Raw genomic sequence first — 19,902 nt, 5'->3', positions numbered from 1 at the left:
AGCGTACCGGTAGCCGCCTCCGGAGCCGGACCCTCCCGCCGGGTACTAAGCTGGGCCCGTGGCAGGACTCAAGATCGCCTTTGTCCCGGGCGTTACGCCGGGCAAATGGCTGGACCGTTGGCGCGACCGCTATCCGGAGCGCCCTTTGGAGGCCTCCGTGTACGAAGGCGGCGACCCGCTGGGGCTGATCGCCTCCGGGGACGCCGACCTGGTGTTCGTGCGCTTCCCGGACGGGACCTCCCCCGCCAGCGCCGCCACCCACGTGATCCCGCTCTACGAGGAGCTCCCCGTGGTCTGCGCCCCCAAGGACCATGACGTCGAGCTCTACGACGACGCCGTTCCGCTGGATGACCTGTCCGGGGCCAATTTCCTGGACCTGGACGACTACGCGCAGGCCGGCGGAGCGAAGATGGCGCTGGAGGTGGTCGGCACCGGTGCCGGCCTGCTGGTCCTTCCGATGTCGCTGGCCCGTCTGTACCACCGCAAGGACGTGGTCTACCGGGTCCTGGAGGGGGCGCCGAGCACCCGGATCGGCCTGGCGTGGGCCAGGCCGCAGGGAGACGACCCGGAGAACCCGGAGATCGAGGAGTTCATCGGGATCGTCCGCGGGCGTGCAGCCAACTCCTCGCGCCAGCCCTCCGTGCAGGAGCGCCAGCAGACCGATGCCGCGGCCGCCCGGAAAAAGCGCCAGGGGTCCGATCCCAAGGCCGGCCAAAGGTCCCAGAAGCCGGGGGCCAGGGGCGCCGCCCAGGGGTCCCGCGGCAAGCCGGGCAAGCCCGGGAAATCCGGCGGTTCCAAGCGCGGAAAGCGCTGACCGGCCCCTACCTGCCCGCGCCGCCGAACTCCAGCACGATCGCCAGCCGGCGCAGGTCCTTCACTATCTCCCGGCGCAGCGCCCGCCCCTTCGCCGCGGCGGTAAGCCGGGCCAGCCCGCGCGGTTGCCCCGTGGTGCGCAGCACCATCCGGGTCGCCTCAGGGCCCTCGCCCTCCCACAGGTAGGTGGTCTCCAGCGCAAACGGGGTCCCGGTGCGCACCACCAGCCGCCGGCCCGGTTCGTGCGCGATGACCTGGTAGGTGCAGGCGCGCGTCCTGCCCAAAATCCGTCCGCCGACCTCGAAGAGCGACCCCGCCACTATCCGGCCGGGGCTGATGGTGCGGACGGTGGCCAATCCGCTGCGCCAGCGCGGGCCGTTCTCCGGGTCGGCGCAGAAGGCCGCAACTTCCGCCTGCGGCCGCCGCACCACGGTCTCTGCCCTGACGTCGAACATGCGCCTGCCTCCCGGTGCGCCCCGGGCGGGGCGCGTCGTCCACGCCGCATCATCCCCCAGTGCGCGGCCGGGCACAAACCGGAACCGAACGGCACCGCCCCGTGCGTCCGGTGCCGTGCCCAAAACCGGTAATTTGGAGTACATGCGTGTTCCCCAGACCCAACCCTTCGTGCCCGTCATCCTTGGCGGCGACATTGGAACCTACTCGCTGGCGCGGGAGTTCCACGAGGCGTACGGCGCCGTCAGCGTCGCCGTGCCGGCCGCCTCCAACGGCGTGCTGGAGCACTCCGTCGCCATTGACGTGCGTCCCGCCGGCACCATGGTGGACGACGACGCCGTGGTGGCGCACCTGCAGGAAATCGCCCGCGACCTGACCGCCGGCGGCGCCAACCCGCGCCCGCTGCTGCTCTGCGGCTCGCTGGACCTGCAGGTCATGCTGCTCGCCCGCCGCCGCGCGGACCTGGAGCAGTGGTACACGATCCCCTACGTGCCGCTGGAGAAGATGGAGCAGGCGGCGCTGAAGCAGAACTTCTATGACCTGTGTGCGGAACTCGGGGTGCCCCATCCGCGGACGCTGGCCGTGGACATGGCCGCCCACGCGGCAGGGGACTGGCAGGTGCCCGAAGAGCTCCCGTTCCCGCTGATCGGCAAGCCTGCGGACAGCTCCGCCTGGGTGCACGCCAAGTTCCCGGGCAAGCAGAAGGTCCACACCCTCGACGGCCCCGCCGAGCTGGCCGACCTGCTGGAGCGCATCTCCGGCTCCGGCTACCGCGAGGCGTTCATCCTCCAGGAGCTGGTGCCCGGCGGGGACACCAACATGCGCCTGTGCACCTTCTTCAGCGGCGGGGACGGCCTGGTCCGTTTCGCGGCCTACGGCGAGGTGGTCGTGGAGGAGCACGCGCCGCTGGTGCTGGGCAACTCGGCGGGCATCGTCACCGCGGTGGAGCCGGAGGTGATCGCGCAGGGCCGGCGCATCCTGGACCATCTGGGGTGGACCGGGTTCGCGATGTTCGACGCGAAGCTGGACCCGCGCGACGGCATTGTGAAGTTCTTCGAGCTGAACCCCCGGCTGGGCCGCAACCACTACTACCTCACCGCCGCCGGCCGCAACGCGGCCCGGTTCTACGTGCGCGAATACCTCGGCGGGGAGTACGACGCCGGCGCGCGGCCGGGCGGGGAGCCTGACTCCGGCGCGTGGCTGAGCGAGGGCCTGGCCGGGGCTGAAGGGCTTGAGGGAATCGAGGTGCTGCGCACCCAGTGGCTGTACACGGTGCTGCCGCTGCCCCTGCTGCGCCGCCACGCCCGCGGTCCCGTAGGGTCCAAGGCGCTGCGCCTGATGACGGAGAAAAAGGTCTCCAACCCGTTGCTCTACAAAGCCGAACGCCACCCGCGCCGGCTGGTCTACCTGGCCCTGAACGCGCTGAACCAGTTCCGCAAGTTCCGCCAGTTCCCGCCCCGCCAGGCCTGACCGCATCTCTGGGGGCGCCCGCGGCGGCGCCAGCGACAGCGCCAGCCATGGGGACAATCGCGGTGCCCGCCGCGTGCTGCCGTGTCCCAGGACACAGAGGTGGCATGCTGGGGGCGGAAGACCTGCCGAACCGCAAAGGAGCCAACATGGACTGGGGCACGTACAAGACCCTGCGCGTGGAACAGGACGGGGCCGTCCTGCTGGTGACGGTGGACCGGCCGGCCGCCCTGAACGCCCTCGCCGGCCAGGTGGTGGAGGACCTGTGGGAGCTCACCGGGGTGCTTGCCGGGCTGGATGAGGGCTGGCCGGTGCGGGGGGTCGTGCTGACAGGGGCGGGGGAGAAGTCCTTCGTGGCCGGAGCGGACATCGTGGAGATGTCCGCGATGGACCCGGACACGGCCGAGGTCTACGGGCGGCGGATGCAGCAGGTGACCCTGCGGCTGGAGGCGCTTCCGGTGCCGGTCATCGCGGCGGTGAACGGGTTCGCGCTGGGCGGCGGCTGCGAACTGGCCATGGCCTGCGACTTCATCTACGCGTCCGCGAACGCCAGCTTCGGGCAGCCGGAGGTCGCCTTGGGGCTGGTTCCGGGGTTCGGCGGGTCCGTCCGCCTCCAGCGCCGCGTCGGAATCGGCATGGCCCGCGAACTGATCTACACCGGCCGGCGCATCACCGCCGCCGAGGCGCACCGGATCGGCTTGGTCAATGCCGTCTTCGCGGACGTTCCGTCCCTGCTGGAAGGCGCCAGGGCGACTGTGGCAGAGATCGCCGGAAAGGCCCCGACCGCCGTCGCCAACGCCAAGCGGGCCCTGAACGCGATTGCCGACCTGGGCGTGGAGGACGGGCTGGACGAAGAGGTGCGCAGCTTCCGCGAGGCCTTCGGAACCGAGGACAGCGTGGTGGGCCGCAAGGCGTTCGTCGAGAAGCGGGCCCCGGTTTTCCCGGGCCGCTGAACCCCGCCCGGCACCGTCAAAAATCCGCGGCATGCGGCGGGTTTTCCGTGGTGGGAAGGACCTTGGGGCATTGGAGCCCGCCTCCTAGGGGGTATATTTGGCGCAACCGCGTCAATGCCTAGGTAAAGGTTTGTGGAGTGCTGGCAGTCATTGGTGAAGCCCTTGTGGATGTACTCTCGGGCGGCATTTCAGCACCCGAAACCTATGTGGGCGGCAGCCCGATGAATGTGGCCGTGGGCCTGGCCCGGCTGGGCCATCCGGTGACGTTCGTGGGCCGGTACGGCGACGACGAATACGGCCGGATGATCCATGAGTACCTGCGTTCCAACGGCGTCCTTGAGGTTCTGGCCCCGGATGCCTATCCCACGAGCACTGCCCGCGGACACCTCGATCCGGTCGGCGCGGCCACCTACGAGTTCGACATGGTCTGGGACCTGTCCGGGTTTGGCGCCGTGCGCGGGCAGGCCCTCGACGACGCCCAGCTGGTCCACACCGGCTCCATCGCCGCGATCCTCGAACCCGGAGCGAGCACCGTCCTCGACGCCGTGCGACGGGCCCGCCCGCACGCCACCATCGCCTTCGACCCGAACATCCGTCCGGCCTTCATGAGCGACCATGCCGCGGCGGTCGCGCAGGTTGAACGCTTCGTTGAGCTCAGCGACGTGGTGCGCGCCAGCGACAGCGACCTCGAGTGGCTCTACCCGGAGCGAACGGTCGAGGAGACCGCGCGGGCCTGGCTGGCCCTGGGGCCGGCGATGGTCGTGGCAACGTACGGTTCCCGCGGCCCCTGGGGACTGGTGGCCCGCGGCCCCGCCCGGGCCGATGCGCCGGTGGTGGACGTCGTGGACACCGTTGGGGCGGGTGATTCCTTCATGGCCGCGCTGCTCTCGGCGCTGGTGGACCGTGAGCTGGTCGGTGCCGCGCGGCGTGAGGAGCTGCACCGGATGAGCCCGGGCCAACTGGCCGAGCTCCTCGCCCACGCGGCCCGCGCCGCCGCGGTGACTGTTTCCCGCGCCGGGGCCAACCCGCCCTCCCGCCACGAGATCCCCGACCACTAGGAGGCCCCGGCCAGCAACCCTGGCCGGCGACCCCGGCCGGCGTCCGGCGATCGCCCGTACAATTCAGGGGTGCGATTGATTGCGAGCGACCTCGACGGGACCGTCATCCGTGCGGACGGGACGATCTCCGACCGCACGGTGAAGGCCTTCCGGACCGCCCGCGAGGCCGGGATCCACGTGGTCTTCGTCACCGGCCGTCCGTTCCGCTGGCTTGAGTCCGTCCGCGAAGCCTTCGGGCACCTGGGCACCGTGATCTGCTCCAATGGAGCCCTGGTCTACGACCTCGAAGCCGGGCGGATCCTCAAATCAAAGACCGTCGACATCGCCGCGCTTCGGGAAGTCCGGCGGATCATCCTCGGGATCGAGCCCGCAGCCCGCTTCGCCGCCGAAACCCTGCACGGCCTCCACCTCGAGTCCGACTTCGTGCGCGAACCGCTCGGTTCGCTGGTGGACTCGGTGGTTCCCGGGCCGCTGGACCACCGGCTGCTGCACGCCGAGGGCGTGGTGAAGTTTCTGGCCAAGTCCCACATCCTGACCCCGGATGAGTTCTTCCAGCAGGTCACCCCGGCGGTGGGCAGCCTGCTCTCGGTGACGCACTCGACCTACAACGTCTCCCTGGTGGAGATGGCCCATCCGGAGGTCAACAAGTCCGTGGCGCTGGAAGCCTATGCCGCCGAACTGGGCATCGCGGCCGAGGATGTCGCAGCCTTCGGGGACATGCCCAACGACGTCGAGATGCTGGCCTGGGCCGGCCGCGGCTACGCGATGGGATCGGGCCACCCGCTGGCCCAGGCGGCGGCCTTCGCGGTGGCCCGCACCGTGGAGGAGGACGGCGTCGCCCGGGTCATCGAGGAACTGCTGGGCCTCTAGCCGGGCGCCCCGGCCCGGCCGGGGACCTTCTGCCGGGGACCTTCTGCCGCGGTCAGGAGCCGTACGCGCGCGGGGTGCCGGCCGGGCCGTCCTGCGGGGCCTGCCAGCGGGCAAACCGGCGCGGCAACGGGTTCAGCAGGGGCTCGGGGAGGGGGCCGGCCTGGGGGAACGGGACGCCCGTGCGCGTGGGGGCCCATGCCTGCGGGGCCTCAAGGGGTTCCAGGACGGTGGCTCCCGGAAGCAGCCTGAGGACCGCGCGGGCTCCCATCCCGGCCAGGTGCCGGCGCAGCTCCGGAATGCGGGCGTCCTCGCCCAGGGCCAGTGCCCACAGGCCCGCCTCCGGGTGCCGGGCAGGGTGCAGCAGCCCCCTCATGTCCACCGGCGCAGGAGGTCCATCCCAGCCGGTGAATCCGGCGTCCAGTTGCGCGCCGGAGGGGCGTACCTTGCGCACGTGGGCCACGAGGGCCCCCCTGGCGTCCCATATGCTTGCCGAGACATATGTCAGTTCGCCGTCCTGCTCCGGGGTGGACGCGGCCACGGCGATGCGTTCCGTTTTGGCTATGTGGGCCAGCCGGGCCCGCAGCCAGCCGCCGGGCATGGTGCTGGAGGCGGAGCAGAACAGTTCCGGGGTGGCCAGCAGCGTGGACCCGGCCCCCGCCGCCGCGGCCGCCCAGTCCCGGATGGTCGCCAGGTTCTCCCGCGGGTCGGGGGAAGGCAGGCCGCGGGCCAGCACGGGATCCATGGAGGCAGCTCCTCGCAGCGGTAAAATCGGGAAGGTGAACGGCGCGCGCGATCGCGGGGCCGCCTACCTGCACGATCATACCGACGGCACACCGGCCGGCCGGCCGCTGGCCTTCGCCCACCGCGGCTTCGCCCCGGACGGCGACGAAAACACCATGGCAGCGTTCCGCGCCGCCGTCGGCCTCGGGTACCGGTACCTCGAAACCGACGTCCGCACCACCCGGGACGGCGTCCTGGTGGTCTTCCACGACGAGCGCCTGGACCGGGCCACCGACGGCATCGGGCGGGTCGCGGACCATACCTACGCCGAACTGCGCCGGTTGCGCGTTGCCGGACGCGGACGCATCCCCACCTTCGCCGAACTCCTCGGCGAATGGCCGGACATCCGGCTGAACGTGGACGTCAAGGACCAGGCGGGAGCCGCCCTGCTGGCCCGGCACATCGAGGCCGCGGATGCCTATGACCGGGTGCTGGTGAGCTCCTTCTCCGCCCGCCGCCTCGCCAGTGCGCGGCGGGCGCTGGCGAGGCCGGCCGCGCTGGGAGCATCCGTCCCGACAGTGGCCCTGGCGGCGCTGCTGGGGCCGGTGGGGCTCCTGGGCGGGATCGGTCCGCTGCTGCGCGCGGTCGACGCGCTCCAGGTGCCGGTGCGCAAGGGCCCCATACCCGTGGCCACTGCGGGGTTCGTGCGCCGGGCCCACCGGCGCGGGCTGCACGTGCACGTGTGGGTGGTCAATGATCCGGACCGGATGCGCAGGCTGCTGGACCTGGGCGTCGACGGCGTGATGACGGACCGGGCCGACCTGCTGGCCGAAGCCATGGCCGAGCGCGGGCACTGGCCACAGAGGCCACCGCGGTAGGGCCCCTGCTCCGGCCTGCCCCTACTCCAGTCCCGGCCGAACCAGCCCCGCCAGGGGCGCCAGCGCCTCCGGCGCGTAGCGCTCCACGTCGGCGTCGGAGGCCCCGGCCAGGATGCGCATCCAGAGGTCGTGCTCCTGCATCCGTCCCGCGCGCAGGGCCGGTTCCACCAGCGGGCGCAGCTCCTCCACGGTGCCGTAGTCGGACCACTGCTCCAGGTAGGCGGCCACCACCCGGCGCACCCGGGCATCGTCCCCGGTGGTGCGGAACAACCGGCACATTTCCCGCAGCGGCGGGCCCAGCACCGAGAACGGGTGCGCCCAGTAGGCCCCGGACAGGCTCAGGAAGCGCAGCGGATCGTCCGGTGCCGCGGGGATGAAGGTGTGGGCGCGGGTCAGCTCGTGGTGGACCAGGCTCAACGGGACCGGTCCGGCGGCCAGCGCCGCGCACATCTCGCGGGCCGCGCCCAGGCCCCGGTGCAGTTCCTCGGCGTCGCGCTCGGGAAGGTGCAGCGGGTGCTGCGGGGGCATCGAGGCGTGCAGCAGCAGCTGGTCGTCGATGTGAGAGGGCAGCCACGCCGGATCCAGCTGCAGCAGCCCGTGGTCGAAGAGCGTGTCCCCGAACGGCAGCAGGTCGCGCTGGACGCGGGCGAAGTCACGCACCATCCGCGCCCACAGCTGGTAGTCGGTCGCCGGGAGCGTGGCCAGCGTGTCCCCGTAGTCCGGGGACAGCATCCAGCCGCGCACCGGTTCGATCGCCAGCGGCATCACCAGCTGGTCGGGGGCGAGCTTGGCCGCGGTGGCGGTGACGGCGGCCTCGGCGATCTGGCCGGGGTTGTTGGCCTTGAAGTAGAGCCGCCCATGGTCGGTGTTGACGGTGACCCGCGCGGCCCAGAGCCGGGCCCTGCCCGGCTCAAGCGGACCGCGCTGGGCAATCTCGTAGGAGCCGAGGACCATCGAGACCCACTCCTGGACCTCGGCCATCCATTTGTCGGTTGTCCATTCCTGGTTCCACTCCGCCACGCCCCCATCCTAAGGCCCCCGGAGGCGGGCAGGATCCGGAGGGTCAGCCCAGCTTGGAGGGCGCGGCGCCCTCGTCCTCCGGCGCGTCGGTCGGTTCGGTGCCCCGTGCGCGGGCGATCACGCGCATCAGGTGGAAGACGGCCAGCGTGAGCGCGGTCCCCATCGCAATGCCGCCGAACTGCAGGCCGCCAAAGTCCAGCGGTTCAATCAGCGCGATCGCCACGATCAGGCCCGATCCCGCGGTCATCAGGTTGATCGGGTTGGAGAAGTCGACCTTGTTCTGCACCCACAGGCGCGCGCCCATGATGCCGATCATGCCGTACAGCACGATCCCCGCACCGCCGGAGACGCCCATCGGGATGGTGTTGATCACCGCGCCGACCTTCGGGAAGAACGCCAGCAGGATCGCGGCCCCGCCGGCCACCCAGTAGGCGGCGGTGGAGTACACGCGGGAGGAGGCCATGACGCCGATGTTCTCGGCGTAGGTGGTGGTGCCCGAGCCGCCGCCGGCACCGGCGAGGATGGTGGCGGCGCCGTCGGCCATCAGCGCGCGGCCATTGACGTGGTCCAGGTCGCGGCCGGTCATCAGCGCCACGGTCTTGACGTGGCCGATGTTCTCGGCAATCAGCACGAACACCACGGGCAGGAACAGCGGCAGCACGTCCGCGTGGAAGGTCGGGGAGGTGAAGGCCGGGGCGCCCAGCCAACCGGCTTCGGAGACCTTGGAGAAGTCCACCTGGCCCTGCGCCAGCGCCACCAGGTAGCCCACCACGATGCCCACCAGGATGGACAGCCGTCCGAGCATGCCCTTGAACAGCACGGCGGAGACGACGACGGCGGCCACCGTGGCGAAGGTGGTCAGCGGGACCTGGTGCATGGCCGACGCCGTCGCGGAGGCCAGGTTCAGGCCGATCAGCGCGACGATGGTGCCCATCACCACCGGCGGCATCAGCGCGTGGATCCAGCCCACGCCGGACTTCTGCACGATCGCGCCCACCGCGAACAGCGCCACGCCGGCGGCCAGGATGCCGCCGAGCGCACCGGACATGCCATGGGTGGCGGTGGCGGCACCCACCGGGGCCAAAAAGGCGAAGGAGGACCCGAGGTAGCTGGGCACCCGCCCGCCGGTGACCATCAGGAACAGCAGCGTGCCGATGCCGGAGAACAGCAGCGTGGTGGTGGCCGGGAAGCCGGTCAGGGCCGGGACCAGGACGGTGGCGCCAAACATCGCCATCACGTGCTGGACCCCGACGCCGGTGGTCTGCAGCCAGTTCAGCCGCTCGTCGGGGGCCACGACCGTGCCGGGGCGGATCGTCCTGCCATCGCCGTGGATCTTCCAGCCGAAGCCGAGGGGGTTGCTCATGGGGACCTTTCGCGAAAGGGAGGGCGCATCGCCGCGCACGGAACGGAAGGGGCGGCCGTCACATGCGCCCGGCCAGTGCCCGGGGAGCATCCTACTCCGGGCCCCGCCCCCGTGGGGATGCCGGTGGCGGGGCCCACACGCAGCGCCGGTGCCTTCGGCCGCGCTCGGCTGTCCCCGGCGACAGCTCCGCCGGCCCCCTACGAGCCCCTGGCGGCTGTCGCGGGCCCCGGGACCGCGGCGCGGGTGGCCGCCTCCGGGCGCTGGTCGAAGAACTCCAGCTCCCACCGGGAGGACTCGCGGAACGCGGTGCGCATGGCCGCCAGCTCCGCCGGCCGGGCGGTGTTGGCGGCGGCCTGGACCCAGCCGATCGCCTGGCGCGTGGCCTCGTCGAACTCGGGGGAGGAGTACATGGCCAGCCAGTCCGCGTAGGGGTGGTCCGGCCGGTTCCCCGCCGCCAGCCGCGCCCCAATGTCCCGGTAGAGCCAGAAGCACGGCAGCAGGGCGGCGGCCAGCACCGGGTAGGAGCCGGACGCAGCCGCCGCCTGCAGGTGGTTCAGGTACCCGGTGGTCGTGGCGGAGGGGACCACCGCCGGCAGTGCCCCGTCCGCCAGCTCCAGCCGGCCCTGGTGCAGTGTCCGCTCGCTGACCATGCAGCCGTGGGCGCTTTGGGCCCAGAACCGCTGCGCGGCCAGGTCCGGGGCCAGCGCGGACGCCTGGGAGAGCACCCGCCCGTAGGTCTGCAGGTACAGGGCGTCCTGCGCCAGGTAATGCTCGAAGTCCGCCCGGGCCAGGGTCCCCTCCCGCAGCTGGCGGATGAAACCCAGCCCGTCAATGGATTCGCGCAGGTCGGCGATCCCGTTCCACCAAGTGTCCAGGGACGCTTCTTCCCGGGGCACCCCGGCCCCGGACCACAGTGCCGCGAAGTGGTGCACCGGACCGTGTCCGCCGCCGACCTCCAGCTGCCCGGACGCTTCCAGCGCCCCGCGCAGCCAGGCCTTGGCCAGCACCAAAGCGCGCGCCCAGTCCCCGGTGCGCGCGAACAGCGTCGCCAGCGCGCTGGAGAGCGAGCATCCGGTCCCGTGCGTGTTGGGCGTGTCCACGCGCTCGCCGGGAACCTCCAGCAGCACCCCCTCCGGCCCCACCAGCGCGTCCGGGCACTCCTTCCCGGCCAGGTGCCCGCCCTTGGCCAGCACCAGCACGCCGTACCCGGCGGAAAGCTCCCGGGCCTGCTCCAGCGCCCCGGCCCAGTCAGTGGCCACCGGCCGGCCGCACAGCGCGGCCAGCTCAGGCAGGTTCGGGGTGGCCAGGTCCACCAGCGGCAGCAGCCGGCGCAGCGCCGCCACGGACCCGGACCCGGAGAGCCGGTCCCCGCTGGTGGCCACCAGCACCGGATCCAGCACGATCGCCGGCGGCCGCGCGCCGCCGTCCCCGCACCCGGCCGCGGAAGCCTGCGCGCGCAGCCCCTCCAGCCAGGCGCCCACCGCGCGGATGACCTCCACGTTGGCCAGCATGCCGATCTTCACCGCGTCCAGGCGCACGTCGGCCGCGACGGACTCCAGCTGTTCGGTCAGGAACGCCGCCGGCGGGGTGTGCACGCCGGTGACACCGCGGGTGTTCTGGGCGGTCAGCGCGGTGATCGCGGCCATCCCGTAGCCGCCGCAGGCGGCGATCGACTTCAGGTCGGCCTGGATGCCGGCGCCGCCGGAGGGGTCGGATCCGGCGATGCTGAGCACATTCGGGATGCCGGAAGCCTCCGGACCGGTGCCGGGACGGCCGCTCATGCGCCGGCCTCCGCCCACTCGCGCACCAGCGACCGGGTGGCGGCGGCGGGATTCGCTGCGGCGCAGACCGCGCGCACCACGGCCAGGCCGGCGGCTCCCGAGGCCCGGGCCTCGGCGGCGTCGCCGTGGCCCACCCCGCCGATCGCCACGCACGGCAGCGGTGCCGCGGCGGCGAAGGCGGCGAACCCGGCGAAGCCCAGCGGCTCAGGGTGGTCCTTCTTGGTGGGGGTGGGGCGCACGGCACCGGTGCCGAGGTAGCTGACGGTGCCCTCCGGATGGCGGGCCAGGGCGGCAAGTTCCTCGGGACGGCTGGCGCTGAGCCCCAGGATCGCTTCGGGACCGATCAGCGCCCGCACCATCTCCGCCGGCAGGTCCGACTGCCCGATGTGAACCCCGTCCACGACGGCGCCGGCGGCGCGGGCTGCCAGATACACGTCCACGCGGTCGTTCACCAGCAGCGCCGCGCGGCCCGCGGTGTGCTCGGCGCAGGCAAGCACCTCGGCGAGGAAGTCCCGGGCGGGAACGTCCTTGCAGCGCACCTGGACCGTGGTGGCCCCGCCCTCGACGGCAGCGGCCACGACCTGCGGCAGGGGGCGTCCGGCCGTGCTGCCCGAGTCTGCGACCAGGTAGACGGAGAGGTCCATGTTCCCGTGCCCGAACCGGTTCACCGCAGCACCGCCTTCTTTGCGAGGTCCTCCGGGGTGGTGGAGGCCAGGGCGTCCAGGAACGCGGGCGCGAAGGTGCCCGGGCCGGAGCAGCGTTCCGCGGCCGCCTCCGAGGCCACCGCGTACATGGCGTGGGCGGCTACGGCCCCGGCAAACGGGTCCCCCGCCGCCGCGGCGAACGCCGCGGTGACGGCGCCCAGGGAGCAGCCCCCGCCGGTGACCCTGGTGAGCAGGGCGCTGCCGCCGTGCACGCGCACGGCGCGTCCGGCGTCGAGCACCAGGTCCACGGGTCCGGACACGGCCACTGTTCCGCCGGTGCGCGCCGCCAGCGCCAGGGCCGCGCCCCGGGCCGACTCGACGCCGTCGGTCGCGTCCACGCCCCGTCCGCCCGCGCCGGTGCCGGCCAGCGCGATCACCTCGGAGGCGTTGGCGCGCACGACGGCGGGGCGCAGCTCCATGGCCTTTCCGGCGAACGCGGTGCGCACGCTGAGCGCGCCGACGGCGACCGGGTCCAGGACCCAGGGGGTACCCACGGCGTTGGCGGCACGCGCGGCCTCGAGCATCCCCGCACGCTGCTCGCCGTGGGGCGTGCCCAGGTTGACCAGGACGCCGGAGGCGATGCGGGCGAACTCATCGGCTTCCACCGGCACGTCAACCATGGCCGGCGCGGCCCCGAGGGCCAGCAGGGCGTTGGCCGTGAAGTTGGTGACCACCGTGTTGGTCAGGCATTGGACCAGGGGCTGCGCGGCGCGCAGCCGGGTCAGGATTTCGCCCAGGTCTTCCGCGGAAACGGGGCCGGAAACGGGCATGGACAGGTGTGAAGGCGCAATGGAATCCATCAGCGACATCCCTCCGCTAGTGCTAGCTAGATCAGGTGCGTACGGGTGTGATCTCAGTCCGGGCCGGATGGCCGGGACACCCCGTGTCACTGCCGGCGAGCCTACCCCGGCGCCCCGGGGCGCCCCAACTCGGCGCGCCCCGACAGGGCCCGCCGTGACAGCCGCCGCGCGCTCCCAGTAGGGTCTCAACCCATGAGCATCTTCCCGCCCGGCACCGCTTCCAACGACCCCGAATGGCTCCCCGCCGCGGGGGTCGAGACCGGCGGGCCGCTGACGGCCGAGAAGCACATCGCGGAGGTCGTGGCCCACCTGCGCGACGGCGCCGACTCCCGGCTGGCCCACACCCGCCGGTTCCGCGCCTCCCAGCTGAAGGCGCTGGAGCGGATGGTGGACTCCCACCGGCAGGATTTCCTCGACGCGCTGGCCGCCGATCTGGGCAAGTCCGCCCTGGAGGCAGGCCTGACGGAACTGGACCTGGTCCGCAGCGAGATCGACCACGCGCAGCTGTACCTGAGCGAATGGATGGAAGCCAAGCACGTGCGGGTGCCGCTGGCCCTGCAGCCCGCGGTCGCCAAGGTCGAACCGCAGCCGCTGGGACTGGTGCTCATCATCGGGCCGTGGAACTACCCGGTGCTGCTCCTGCTGGCGCCGCTGGTCGCCGCCATTGCCTCCGGCAACTGCGCCGTGCTCAAGCCCTCCGAACTGGCTCCGGCCTGCTCCGGCCTGCTGGCCAGGCTGCTGCCGCTGTTCCTGGACCAGCGCGCCTACGCCCTGGTCGAAGGCGGCCTGGAAACTTCCCAGGCGCTGCTGGAACAGCGCTGGGACCACATCTTCTACACCGGCGGGGAGCGCGGCGGCCGCGCCGTGGCCGAGGCCGCCGCGCGCCAGCTGATCCCCACCACCCTGGAGTTGGGCGGGAAGTCCCCGGCGGTCGTCGTCGACGGGAACCACGCCTCGGTGGCCCGGCGCATCGCCTACGGCAAGTTCATGAACGCCGGACAGACCTGCACCGCGCCCGACTACCTGCTGGCGGTCGGCTCCTCCGGGGAGGCCGTGCTCAAGCACCTCGCCAAGGCCATCACCTCCTTCTACGGCAAGGACGCCGCGAAGAGCCGTGACTACGGCCGGATCGTGGACCGGAACCACTTCGACCGGCTCGTCTCCTACCTGGACGAGGGCACCGTGGCGCACGGCGGGGCCTTCGACCCCGCAGCCCGGTTCATCGAACCGACCCTCCTCGTGGACGTCGCCCCGGAGAGCCTGGTGATGCGGGAGGAGATCTTCGGTCCCATCCTGCCGGTCATCAAGGTCAACAGCTTCGACGAGGCGGTGCGCTTCATCAATGCCCGGCCCACTCCGCTGGCCGCCTACCTGTTCAGCGAGAACCCGCGCCTGCAGTCCGCCTTCGAGGACCAGGTGCGCGCGGGCGGGATCGGGCACAACATCTGCAACGCCCACGTGGCGGTTCCGGGGCTGCCGTTTGGCGGCGTCGGGGCCTCCGGCATGGGCTCCTACCACGGCCGGCACGGCTTCGAGCGGCTCAGCCAGATGCGCCCGGTGCTCTCCAAGACGGCGGTGATCGACACCCTGCAGGCGGTCTACCCGCCCTACAACTGGGCCAAGACCAAGCTCATCGGGCGCCTGATGTAGCCGCAGGGGCAGCCCCGCGCCGGCCTTGCGGACGCGGGCGGCACGCCCTGTGTCCAGCCTCACAGCGGAGGGGGGAACACTCCGGGGATGTATGCAGTTGTATCAATTGAAAGATCAACCGGAGTCGCCCGCGGCACTGGTTGAACCCCGATTGCACCCCAAGGAGCACTCATGGCTACGAACGTCCTCACCCTCGTCGGATCCCTCCGCAGCGGTTCCACCAACAAGCAGCTGGCCGAGGCTGCCGTCGCCAACGCCCCCGAGGGCGTCGACGTGAACGTCTACGAGGGCCTCGAGAACCTCCCGTTCTACAACGAGGACATCGACGTCGAGGGCCAGGTTCCGGCCGCCGCCGCCGAGCTGCGCGCCGCCGCCGGTGCCGCCGACGCCCTGCTGCTGGTTTCCCCGGAGTACAACGGCACCATGCCGGCCGTGCTCAAGAACGCCATCGACTGGCTGTCCCGCCCGTACGGCGCCGGCGCCACTTCCAACAAGCCGGCCGCCGTCATCGGCACCGCCTTCGGCCAGTTCGGCGGCGTGTGGGCCCAGGACGAGGCCCGCAAGGCCCTCGAGATCGCCGGCGCCAAGCTGGTCGAGGATGCCAAGCTGTCCATCCCGAACTCCGTGGTCCGCTTCGCCGAGACCCACGCGAAGGACGACGCCGAGGTCGCCGGCCAGGTTGCCGGCGTCCTGAAGTCGATCCAGGTTGCCGCCGAGGCCAACTAGGTTTAGCGGCCACCAGGAACACGCCGCCTGCGGGCGGCGTCGCCGGTCCGGAGCCGGCCGCACGCCGGCTCCGGACCACCAGCGCCGAGGGACCCCGCCGTTCCGGGGCCCCTCGGCCTTTTAATGCCCCGGCCTAATGCTCGGGCCCGGCCGAGCCTCCCGGCGCGCTGCCGCACGGACCCCACTTTTCGGGGCCGTGCGTTTGGCTGCGCCGTGCGTTTGGCTGCGCCGTGCATTTAGCTGCGCGAAGACGCGTTTGGCTATGCGATGACCGAATCCACCAGTTCCCTGGCCTCGGCCTGCACCTGGGCCAGGTGGTCCGGCCCCTTGAAGGACTCGGCGTAGATCTTGTACACGTCCTCGGTGCCGGACGGGCGCGCCGCGAACCAGGCGTTCTCGGTGGTCACTTTCAGTCCGCCGATCGGGGCCCCGTTGCCCGGGGCCGTGGTGAGCTTGGCGGTGATCGGCTCGCCGGCGAGCGAGGTGGCGGTCACGTCGGCGGCGGAGAGCTTCGCCAGCGCGGCCTTCTGCTCCCGGGTGGCCGCGGCGTCAATGCGGGCGTACGACGGCGCCCCGTACTTCGCGGTCAGCCCGGCGTAGAGCGTGCTGGGGGAGGACCCGGTGACGGCCTGGATCTCCGAGGCCAGCAGCGCCAGCAGGATTCCGTCCTTGTCCGTGGACCACGGGCTGCCGTCGAGGCGCACGAAGCTGGCGCCGGCGGATTCCTCCCCGCCGAAGACCCCGCTGCCGTCGAGCAGGCCCGGCACGAACCATTTGAACCCGACCGGGACTTCCACCAGCTTGCGGCCCAGGCCCGCCGCGACGCGGTCGATCATCGACGAGCTGACCAGGGTCTTGCCGACCCCGGCACCGGCCGGCCATCCCGGCCGGTGGCGGTAGAGGTAGTCGATCGCCACGGAGAGGTAGTGGTTGGGGTTCATCAGCCCGGCATCCGGGGTGACGATGCCGTGGCGGTCCGCGTCGGCGTCGTTGCCGGTAGCGATGTCGAACTTCTCGCGCTGGGCGATCAGCGAGGCCATGGCCGCGGGGGAGGAGCAGTCCATGCGGATCTTGCCGTCCCAGTCCAGGGTCATGAAGGCCCAGCGCGGGTCCACGCTGGAATTCACCACGGTCAGGTCCAGCCCGTGGACCTCGCCGATGCGGCCCCAGTAATCCACCGAGGCCCCGCCCATCGGGTCGGCGCCAATGCGCACGCCGGCGTTGCGGATGGCCGCGATGTTCAGCACGGAGGGCAGGTCCTCGACGTAGGGGGTCATGAAGTCGTAGGACTGGACCGTTTCGGCCGCCTTCGCCCGCTCCAGCGGCAGGCGGCGGACGCCGCTCAGCCCGGCCTCCAGCAGCTCGTTGGCGCGGGCGGCGATCCAGCCGGTGGCGTCCGAGTCCGCCGGTCCGCCATGCGGGGGGTTGTACTTGAAGCCGCCGTCGGCGGGCGGGTTGTGGCTGGGGGTGACCACGATGCCGTCCGCCTGCGGCTCGCCGCGGGTTTCGGTGTTGTGGCTGAGGATGGCGTAGGAGACGGCCGGAGTGGGGGTGTAGGCGCCGCCGGCCTCCCAGAGCACCGTCACCCCGTTGGCTGCCAGCACCTCAAGGGCGGTGTCCTGGGCGGGTCCGGAGAGCAGGTGGGTGTCCTTGCCCAGGAACAGCGGCCCGGTAATGCCCTGTCCGGCCCGGTACTCCACGATCGCCTGCGTGATCGCCGCGATGTGGTTCTCGTTAAAAGAGCCCTTCAGCGAGGTGCCGCGGTGGCCCGACGTCCCGAACGCGACCCGCTGGGAGGGGTCGGACGGATCCGGGATGGTGTCGAAGTACGCGCCTCGCACCGCGTCGATGTCGATCAGGTCCTGGGGAAGGGCAACGGTGCCCGCACGGTTATCGGCCATGGGGACAGCTTGGCATGCCCGGCCAATGCGCGGTGTGATGTGTGTAAACATTTCGCGGCGCGTCCGCCCGCAGCGGAAGCGCCCGCCCTGGCTGCCCTCCCCGGGAGGGCGGGTTACAGGGCGGCCCCCGCCCGGGCGGGTCCGGCGCCGGTCCGGGTCCCCGCCGGGACGCCGACGGCGGCCCAGGCCGCGCGTACGGCGGACTGTTCGGTCGACTTGGCCCCGAACAGCCGTCCGGCCTCGTGCACGGTCCGCCGGGCGAACAGGGCGAAGCCGGCATCCGCGGGCAGCGGTCGGGACAGGGCCGCGGCGAGCCAGATGGCGCCGGCGCGTTCCCAGGCGTACCCGCCCAGCGCGGTCGCGGCCAGATGGAAGGCCCGGTTGGGGATGCCGGCGTTCAGGTGGGCGCCGTGCCCGGCGACGGCTTCGAGGTAGCCGTCCATGTGGTCCGGCTGGAGGTCCCGGCCCATCAGCGGGTCGTTGTAGGCGGTGCCGGGTGCGGCCAGGGACCGCAGGGCCCGCGCCCCGACGCGGTCGGTGAACAGGCCCTCGCCCAGCAGCCACGAGGCCTGGTCCGCGGTGTGCCCGGCAGCGTGCTGCTCCACCAGCACCCCCACCACGTCCGCGAAGGAGACGCGCAGCGCGCCCGGCTGGCCGCCGTCGTGCCCGACGCCGGAACCATATGCCGTGCCGGATTCACCTCCCGTGCCGGATCCGTGCCCGGTGCCGACTTCGTGGCGGGCACCGCCGTATGGAGGCCCCGCTTCAGCAGTGCCGGCATGGCGCAGCAGTCCGTGCGCCAGGGCGTGCCCCACCACGCCGGGGGAGGCGGCCAGGCATCCGAACACCAATCCGTCGCCCTCGCCGAGCACGACGGCGGTGCCCGCCCGGAAGGCGTTCTGGTAGCCGTTGCCGAAGCGGACCGTCGCCTGCAGGGGCAGCCGGCCCACGGCCCGCTCGAGTGCCTTTTCGCCGATAGGGGACACTTCGCCGCCCGGGAAAGGGGAGGCGGCCCATGGACCGGCAACCGCCCACGGATCCGCAACCGCCCACGGATCCACGGTGGCCCCCGGCCCGGCCGCGGCCGGGCCGGCCGAAAAAGTTTTGAGTGCCTCGAGTCCGTCCACGATCCGGGCCATGTCTGAGAGGCAGTCCCGGGCGGCCCCGAGGGCCTCGAAGGCCCGCTCCGCCGCCTCCGGGCAGGCCTCGCTGAGCGAAAGGCCGGCATGCTCCTCTTCCGGGGACCGTCCGGCCCCGGTGCGGACCGTGGTGCCGGGCAGGAACTCGGAATGCGCCGCATCCGACACCACCCGGACGGGACCGTGGGCGCCGCCGGGAAGCGGGGGCTCTGTGGTCTCCACGGGAGTCTCCAGAGGGCCGTGGCGCAGTGCCCGGTCCAGCAGCAGCGTGCGCCGCGCGGCCTCGGCGATCCGGCTGCGCTCCGCTGGGGTGAACTGCCCTGCCGGACCCGGGCGGGCCGGTTCGGGCAGGTCCGTTTCCGGCAGGCCCCGTTCCGGCAGGTTCGGGGACAGCCGCGTGGGAGCCGGACCGAGGCTGTCGCAGGCGGCCAGGTGCTCCAACAGATGGATGGGGACAACCTGGCGGTGGGGGAGCGGTTCCATGGCTTCTACCCAACCAGCCGTTCCTGAACATTGGGTGGGAGCCTGCCGAACACCTTCCCCCGCCCTGCTGCGCTCGGCCGGGGCCCCTCGGCGCCTAGCGTCGTCGGCCCCTCCCCAACCTCGCTGCGCTCGGCCGGGGCCCCTCGGCGCCTAGCGTCGTCGGCCCCTCCCCAACCTCGCTGCGCCCGGCCGGGGCCCCTCGGCGCCTAGCGTCGTCGGCCCCTCCCCAACCTCGCTGCGCCCGGCCGGGGCCCCTCGGCGCCTAGACTGGCATATACAGGAGGCACGGATCCGATGAGGGAGTGGCGATGACGCAGGAAAACGGCCAGTCGGCCAACGAACCGGAAACCAGGCGTATCCCGGAGGCCACTCCCGAAACGGCTGCCGCGCCGGCCCCGGACAACCTGCCGCCCGCCCCGCCCGTCCGCCCGCAGGGTGGGGACACCTTTGCCTCCCCGGCGGAGAGGAGTTTCGCCGCCCCGGGCCAGCAGGAGCCTGGACACCAGCACGCCGCAGGCCGGGACAGTGCCGGCGGCGACGGCGCGCAGGCGCATCCCGCCCACCCGGGCCAGGGTATGCCCTACCAGGGTGCGCAGTATCCCGGTGCACAGTATCCCGGGGCGCAGTATCCCGGGGCGCAGTATCCGGGCCCCCAATACCAAAGCCCGCAGAACCAGCCTCCGGCGTACCCGGGCACCGCGGCCACCGGCCAGCAGTATCTGGGTGCGGGAGCGCCGTACCCGGGAGGCTACGGCGCGCCCGGGGCCGGCTACGGCTACCAGGCCCCCCCGGCCAGGACGCTGAGCCTGATCTCCATGGTGTTGGGCATCGTGTCCATCGCGACACTCGGCGCCACTTTCTTCACCCAGATCGCGGCCGTGGTCCTGGGGCACATCGCGCTGAAGCGGGAGCCGGCCGGGCGCGGCATGGCCCTGGCCGGACTGATCATGGGCTATGTGACGATCGGCCTGGGAATCCTGCTGGTCATCCTGGCGATCATCCTTTTCGCCGGGGCGGTCCCGTACTTCTCCACGACCTCCGGGGCCGAATTCTCGGTCTAGCGTTCCCGGTTTAGCGTTGCCGGTCCAGCCGTCCCGCCCCGGCTCCGCTTCCCCTGCTTCAC

The 19,902-nt window shown here is 72.3% G+C and carries 18 protein-coding genes; 9 read left to right on the top strand and 9 right to left on the bottom strand.

The window, feature by feature from the left end; translation table 11 throughout:
• Positions 1-58: 58 nt before the first annotated feature.
• Positions 59-814 carry a substrate-binding domain-containing protein gene (locus NCCP_RS07065; protein ID WP_149956547.1) on the top strand — a complete coding sequence of 252 codons (756 nt, stop codon included), beginning with the start codon at positions 59-61 and terminating at the stop codon, positions 812-814.
• Between the two features lie 7 nt (positions 815-821).
• Here NCCP_RS07065 and NCCP_RS07060 read toward each other — a convergent pair whose 3' ends face one another.
• On the bottom strand, positions 822-1,268 hold the full coding sequence (locus tag NCCP_RS07060; RefSeq protein WP_172627326.1) for an SRPBCC family protein: 447 nt from the start codon (positions 1,266-1,268) through the stop codon (positions 822-824).
• Positions 1,269-1,410: 142 nt separating this feature from the next.
• On the opposite strand from NCCP_RS07060, the gene NCCP_RS07055 reads away from it, so the two are divergent.
• From NCCP_RS07055 to NCCP_RS07040, 4 genes are all read left to right on the top strand, one after another.
• Positions 1,411-2,736, top strand: a complete 1,326-nt coding sequence (locus tag NCCP_RS07055) for a carboxylate--amine ligase (protein ID WP_149956545.1) — start codon at positions 1,411-1,413, stop codon at positions 2,734-2,736.
• Between the two features lie 146 nt (positions 2,737-2,882).
• Entirely contained in the window at positions 2,883-3,686 is an 804-nt protein-coding gene (locus NCCP_RS07050) for an enoyl-CoA hydratase/isomerase family protein (protein ID WP_149956544.1), read from the top strand.
• A gap of 137 nt (positions 3,687-3,823) precedes the next feature.
• Positions 3,824-4,744, top strand: a complete 921-nt coding sequence (locus tag NCCP_RS07045) for a carbohydrate kinase family protein (protein ID WP_149956543.1) — start codon at positions 3,824-3,826, stop codon at positions 4,742-4,744.
• A 69-nt stretch (positions 4,745-4,813) separates the two neighbouring features.
• A complete protein-coding gene (locus NCCP_RS07040; RefSeq protein ID WP_149956542.1) occupies positions 4,814-5,614 on the top strand; it encodes an HAD family hydrolase in 801 nt (266 codons plus the stop codon).
• A 52-nt stretch (positions 5,615-5,666) separates the two neighbouring features.
• On the opposite strand, the gene NCCP_RS07035 is transcribed toward NCCP_RS07040, so the two are convergent.
• Positions 5,667-6,356, bottom strand: coding sequence for a nitrilase-related carbon-nitrogen hydrolase (locus tag NCCP_RS07035; protein WP_149956541.1), 690 nt, complete (start codon positions 6,354-6,356; stop codon positions 5,667-5,669).
• Between the two features lie 34 nt (positions 6,357-6,390).
• On the opposite strand from NCCP_RS07035, the gene NCCP_RS07030 reads away from it, so the two are divergent.
• Complete coding sequence (locus NCCP_RS07030) at positions 6,391-7,212, top strand: glycerophosphodiester phosphodiesterase family protein (RefSeq protein WP_225873734.1); 822 nt, start codon at positions 6,391-6,393, stop codon at positions 7,210-7,212.
• 21 nt (positions 7,213-7,233) lie between these two features.
• On the opposite strand, the gene NCCP_RS07025 is transcribed toward NCCP_RS07030, so the two are convergent.
• The 5 genes from NCCP_RS07025 to thiM all read right to left on the bottom strand — a co-directional run bounded on the left by NCCP_RS07025 (position 7,234) and on the right by thiM (position 12,880).
• Entirely contained in the window at positions 7,234-8,232 is a 999-nt protein-coding gene (locus tag NCCP_RS07025) for a hypothetical protein (protein WP_149956539.1), read from the bottom strand.
• Positions 8,233-8,275: 43 nt separating this feature from the next.
• Positions 8,276-9,595, bottom strand: coding sequence for a uracil-xanthine permease family protein (locus NCCP_RS07020; RefSeq protein ID WP_149956538.1), 1,320 nt, complete (start codon positions 9,593-9,595; stop codon positions 8,276-8,278).
• Positions 9,596-9,792: 197 nt separating this feature from the next.
• Complete coding sequence (gene thiD / locus NCCP_RS07015) at positions 9,793-11,376, bottom strand: bifunctional hydroxymethylpyrimidine kinase/phosphomethylpyrimidine kinase (protein WP_149956537.1); 1,584 nt, start codon at positions 11,374-11,376, stop codon at positions 9,793-9,795.
• Positions 11,373-12,044 (bottom strand): thiamine phosphate synthase, encoded by a 672-nt coding sequence (gene thiE / locus NCCP_RS07010; protein ID WP_225873733.1) that lies wholly within the window; start codon positions 12,042-12,044, stop codon positions 11,373-11,375. The genes thiD and thiE overlap by 4 nt, the downstream gene beginning before the upstream one ends.
• Positions 12,041-12,880 (bottom strand): hydroxyethylthiazole kinase, encoded by an 840-nt coding sequence (thiM, locus tag NCCP_RS07005; RefSeq protein ID WP_149956536.1) that lies wholly within the window; start codon positions 12,878-12,880, stop codon positions 12,041-12,043. The genes thiE and thiM overlap by 4 nt, the downstream gene beginning before the upstream one ends.
• A 192-nt stretch (positions 12,881-13,072) precedes the next feature.
• On the opposite strand from thiM, the gene NCCP_RS07000 reads away from it, so the two are divergent.
• Both NCCP_RS07000 and NCCP_RS06995 read left to right on the top strand, forming a co-directional pair.
• Positions 13,073-14,530 (top strand): aldehyde dehydrogenase family protein, encoded by a 1,458-nt coding sequence (locus NCCP_RS07000; protein WP_149956535.1) that lies wholly within the window; start codon positions 13,073-13,075, stop codon positions 14,528-14,530.
• A gap of 171 nt (positions 14,531-14,701) precedes the next feature.
• On the top strand, positions 14,702-15,256 hold the full coding sequence (locus NCCP_RS06995; protein ID WP_149956534.1) for an NAD(P)H-dependent oxidoreductase: 555 nt from the start codon (positions 14,702-14,704) through the stop codon (positions 15,254-15,256).
• A 260-nt stretch (positions 15,257-15,516) separates the two neighbouring features.
• On the opposite strand, the gene pgm is transcribed toward NCCP_RS06995, so the two are convergent.
• Together pgm and NCCP_RS15250 are read right to left on the bottom strand one after the other, a co-directional pair.
• On the bottom strand, positions 15,517-17,157 hold the full coding sequence (pgm, locus tag NCCP_RS06990) for a phosphoglucomutase (alpha-D-glucose-1,6-bisphosphate-dependent) (protein WP_149956533.1): 1,641 nt from the start codon (positions 17,155-17,157) through the stop codon (positions 15,517-15,519).
• 113 nt (positions 17,158-17,270) lie between these two features.
• Positions 17,271-18,779 carry a M4 family metallopeptidase gene (locus NCCP_RS15250; protein WP_149956532.1) on the bottom strand — a complete coding sequence of 503 codons (1,509 nt, stop codon included), beginning with the start codon at positions 18,777-18,779 and terminating at the stop codon, positions 17,271-17,273.
• Positions 18,780-19,087: 308 nt separating this feature from the next.
• Between NCCP_RS15250 and NCCP_RS06980 the strand changes: the two genes are divergently transcribed.
• A complete protein-coding gene (locus NCCP_RS06980; protein WP_149956531.1) occupies positions 19,088-19,840 on the top strand; it encodes a DUF4190 domain-containing protein in 753 nt (250 codons plus the stop codon).
• The last annotated feature ends 62 nt before the right edge of the window (positions 19,841-19,902 follow it).

The sequence above is a fragment of the Zafaria cholistanensis genome (genome assembly GCF_008580665.1).
Taxonomy (GTDB): domain Bacteria; phylum Actinomycetota; class Actinomycetes; order Actinomycetales; family Micrococcaceae; genus Zafaria; species Zafaria cholistanensis.
Note: the sequence above shows the minus strand (reverse complement) of the source record. Positions and strands in the feature narration are given on the sequence as shown.

Coding starts and splice junctions, on each gene's coding strand:
- NCCP_RS07060 (WP_172627326.1), bottom strand. CDS start 1,268: ATGTTCGACGTCAGGGCAGAGACCGTGGTGCGGCGGCCGCAGGCGGAA.
- NCCP_RS07055 (WP_149956545.1), top strand. CDS start 1,411: ATGCGTGTTCCCCAGACCCAACCCTTCGTGCCCGTCATCCTTGGCGGC.
- NCCP_RS07050 (WP_149956544.1), top strand. CDS start 2,883: ATGGACTGGGGCACGTACAAGACCCTGCGCGTGGAACAGGACGGGGCC.
- NCCP_RS07035 (WP_149956541.1), bottom strand. CDS start 6,356: ATGGATCCCGTGCTGGCCCGCGGCCTGCCTTCCCCCGACCCGCGGGAG.
- NCCP_RS07020 (WP_149956538.1), bottom strand. CDS start 9,595: ATGAGCAACCCCCTCGGCTTCGGCTGGAAGATCCACGGCGATGGCAGG.
- thiD (WP_149956537.1), bottom strand. CDS start 11,376: ATGAGCGGCCGTCCCGGCACCGGTCCGGAGGCTTCCGGCATCCCGAAT.
- thiM (WP_149956536.1), bottom strand. CDS start 12,880: ATGGATTCCATTGCGCCTTCACACCTGTCCATGCCCGTTTCCGGCCCC.
- NCCP_RS07000 (WP_149956535.1), top strand. CDS start 13,073: ATGAGCATCTTCCCGCCCGGCACCGCTTCCAACGACCCCGAATGGCTC.
- NCCP_RS06995 (WP_149956534.1), top strand. CDS start 14,702: ATGGCTACGAACGTCCTCACCCTCGTCGGATCCCTCCGCAGCGGTTCC.
- pgm (WP_149956533.1), bottom strand. CDS start 17,157: ATGGCCGATAACCGTGCGGGCACCGTTGCCCTTCCCCAGGACCTGATC.
- NCCP_RS15250 (WP_149956532.1), bottom strand. CDS start 18,779: ATGGAACCGCTCCCCCACCGCCAGGTTGTCCCCATCCATCTGTTGGAG.
- NCCP_RS06980 (WP_149956531.1), top strand. CDS start 19,088: ATGACGCAGGAAAACGGCCAGTCGGCCAACGAACCGGAAACCAGGCGT.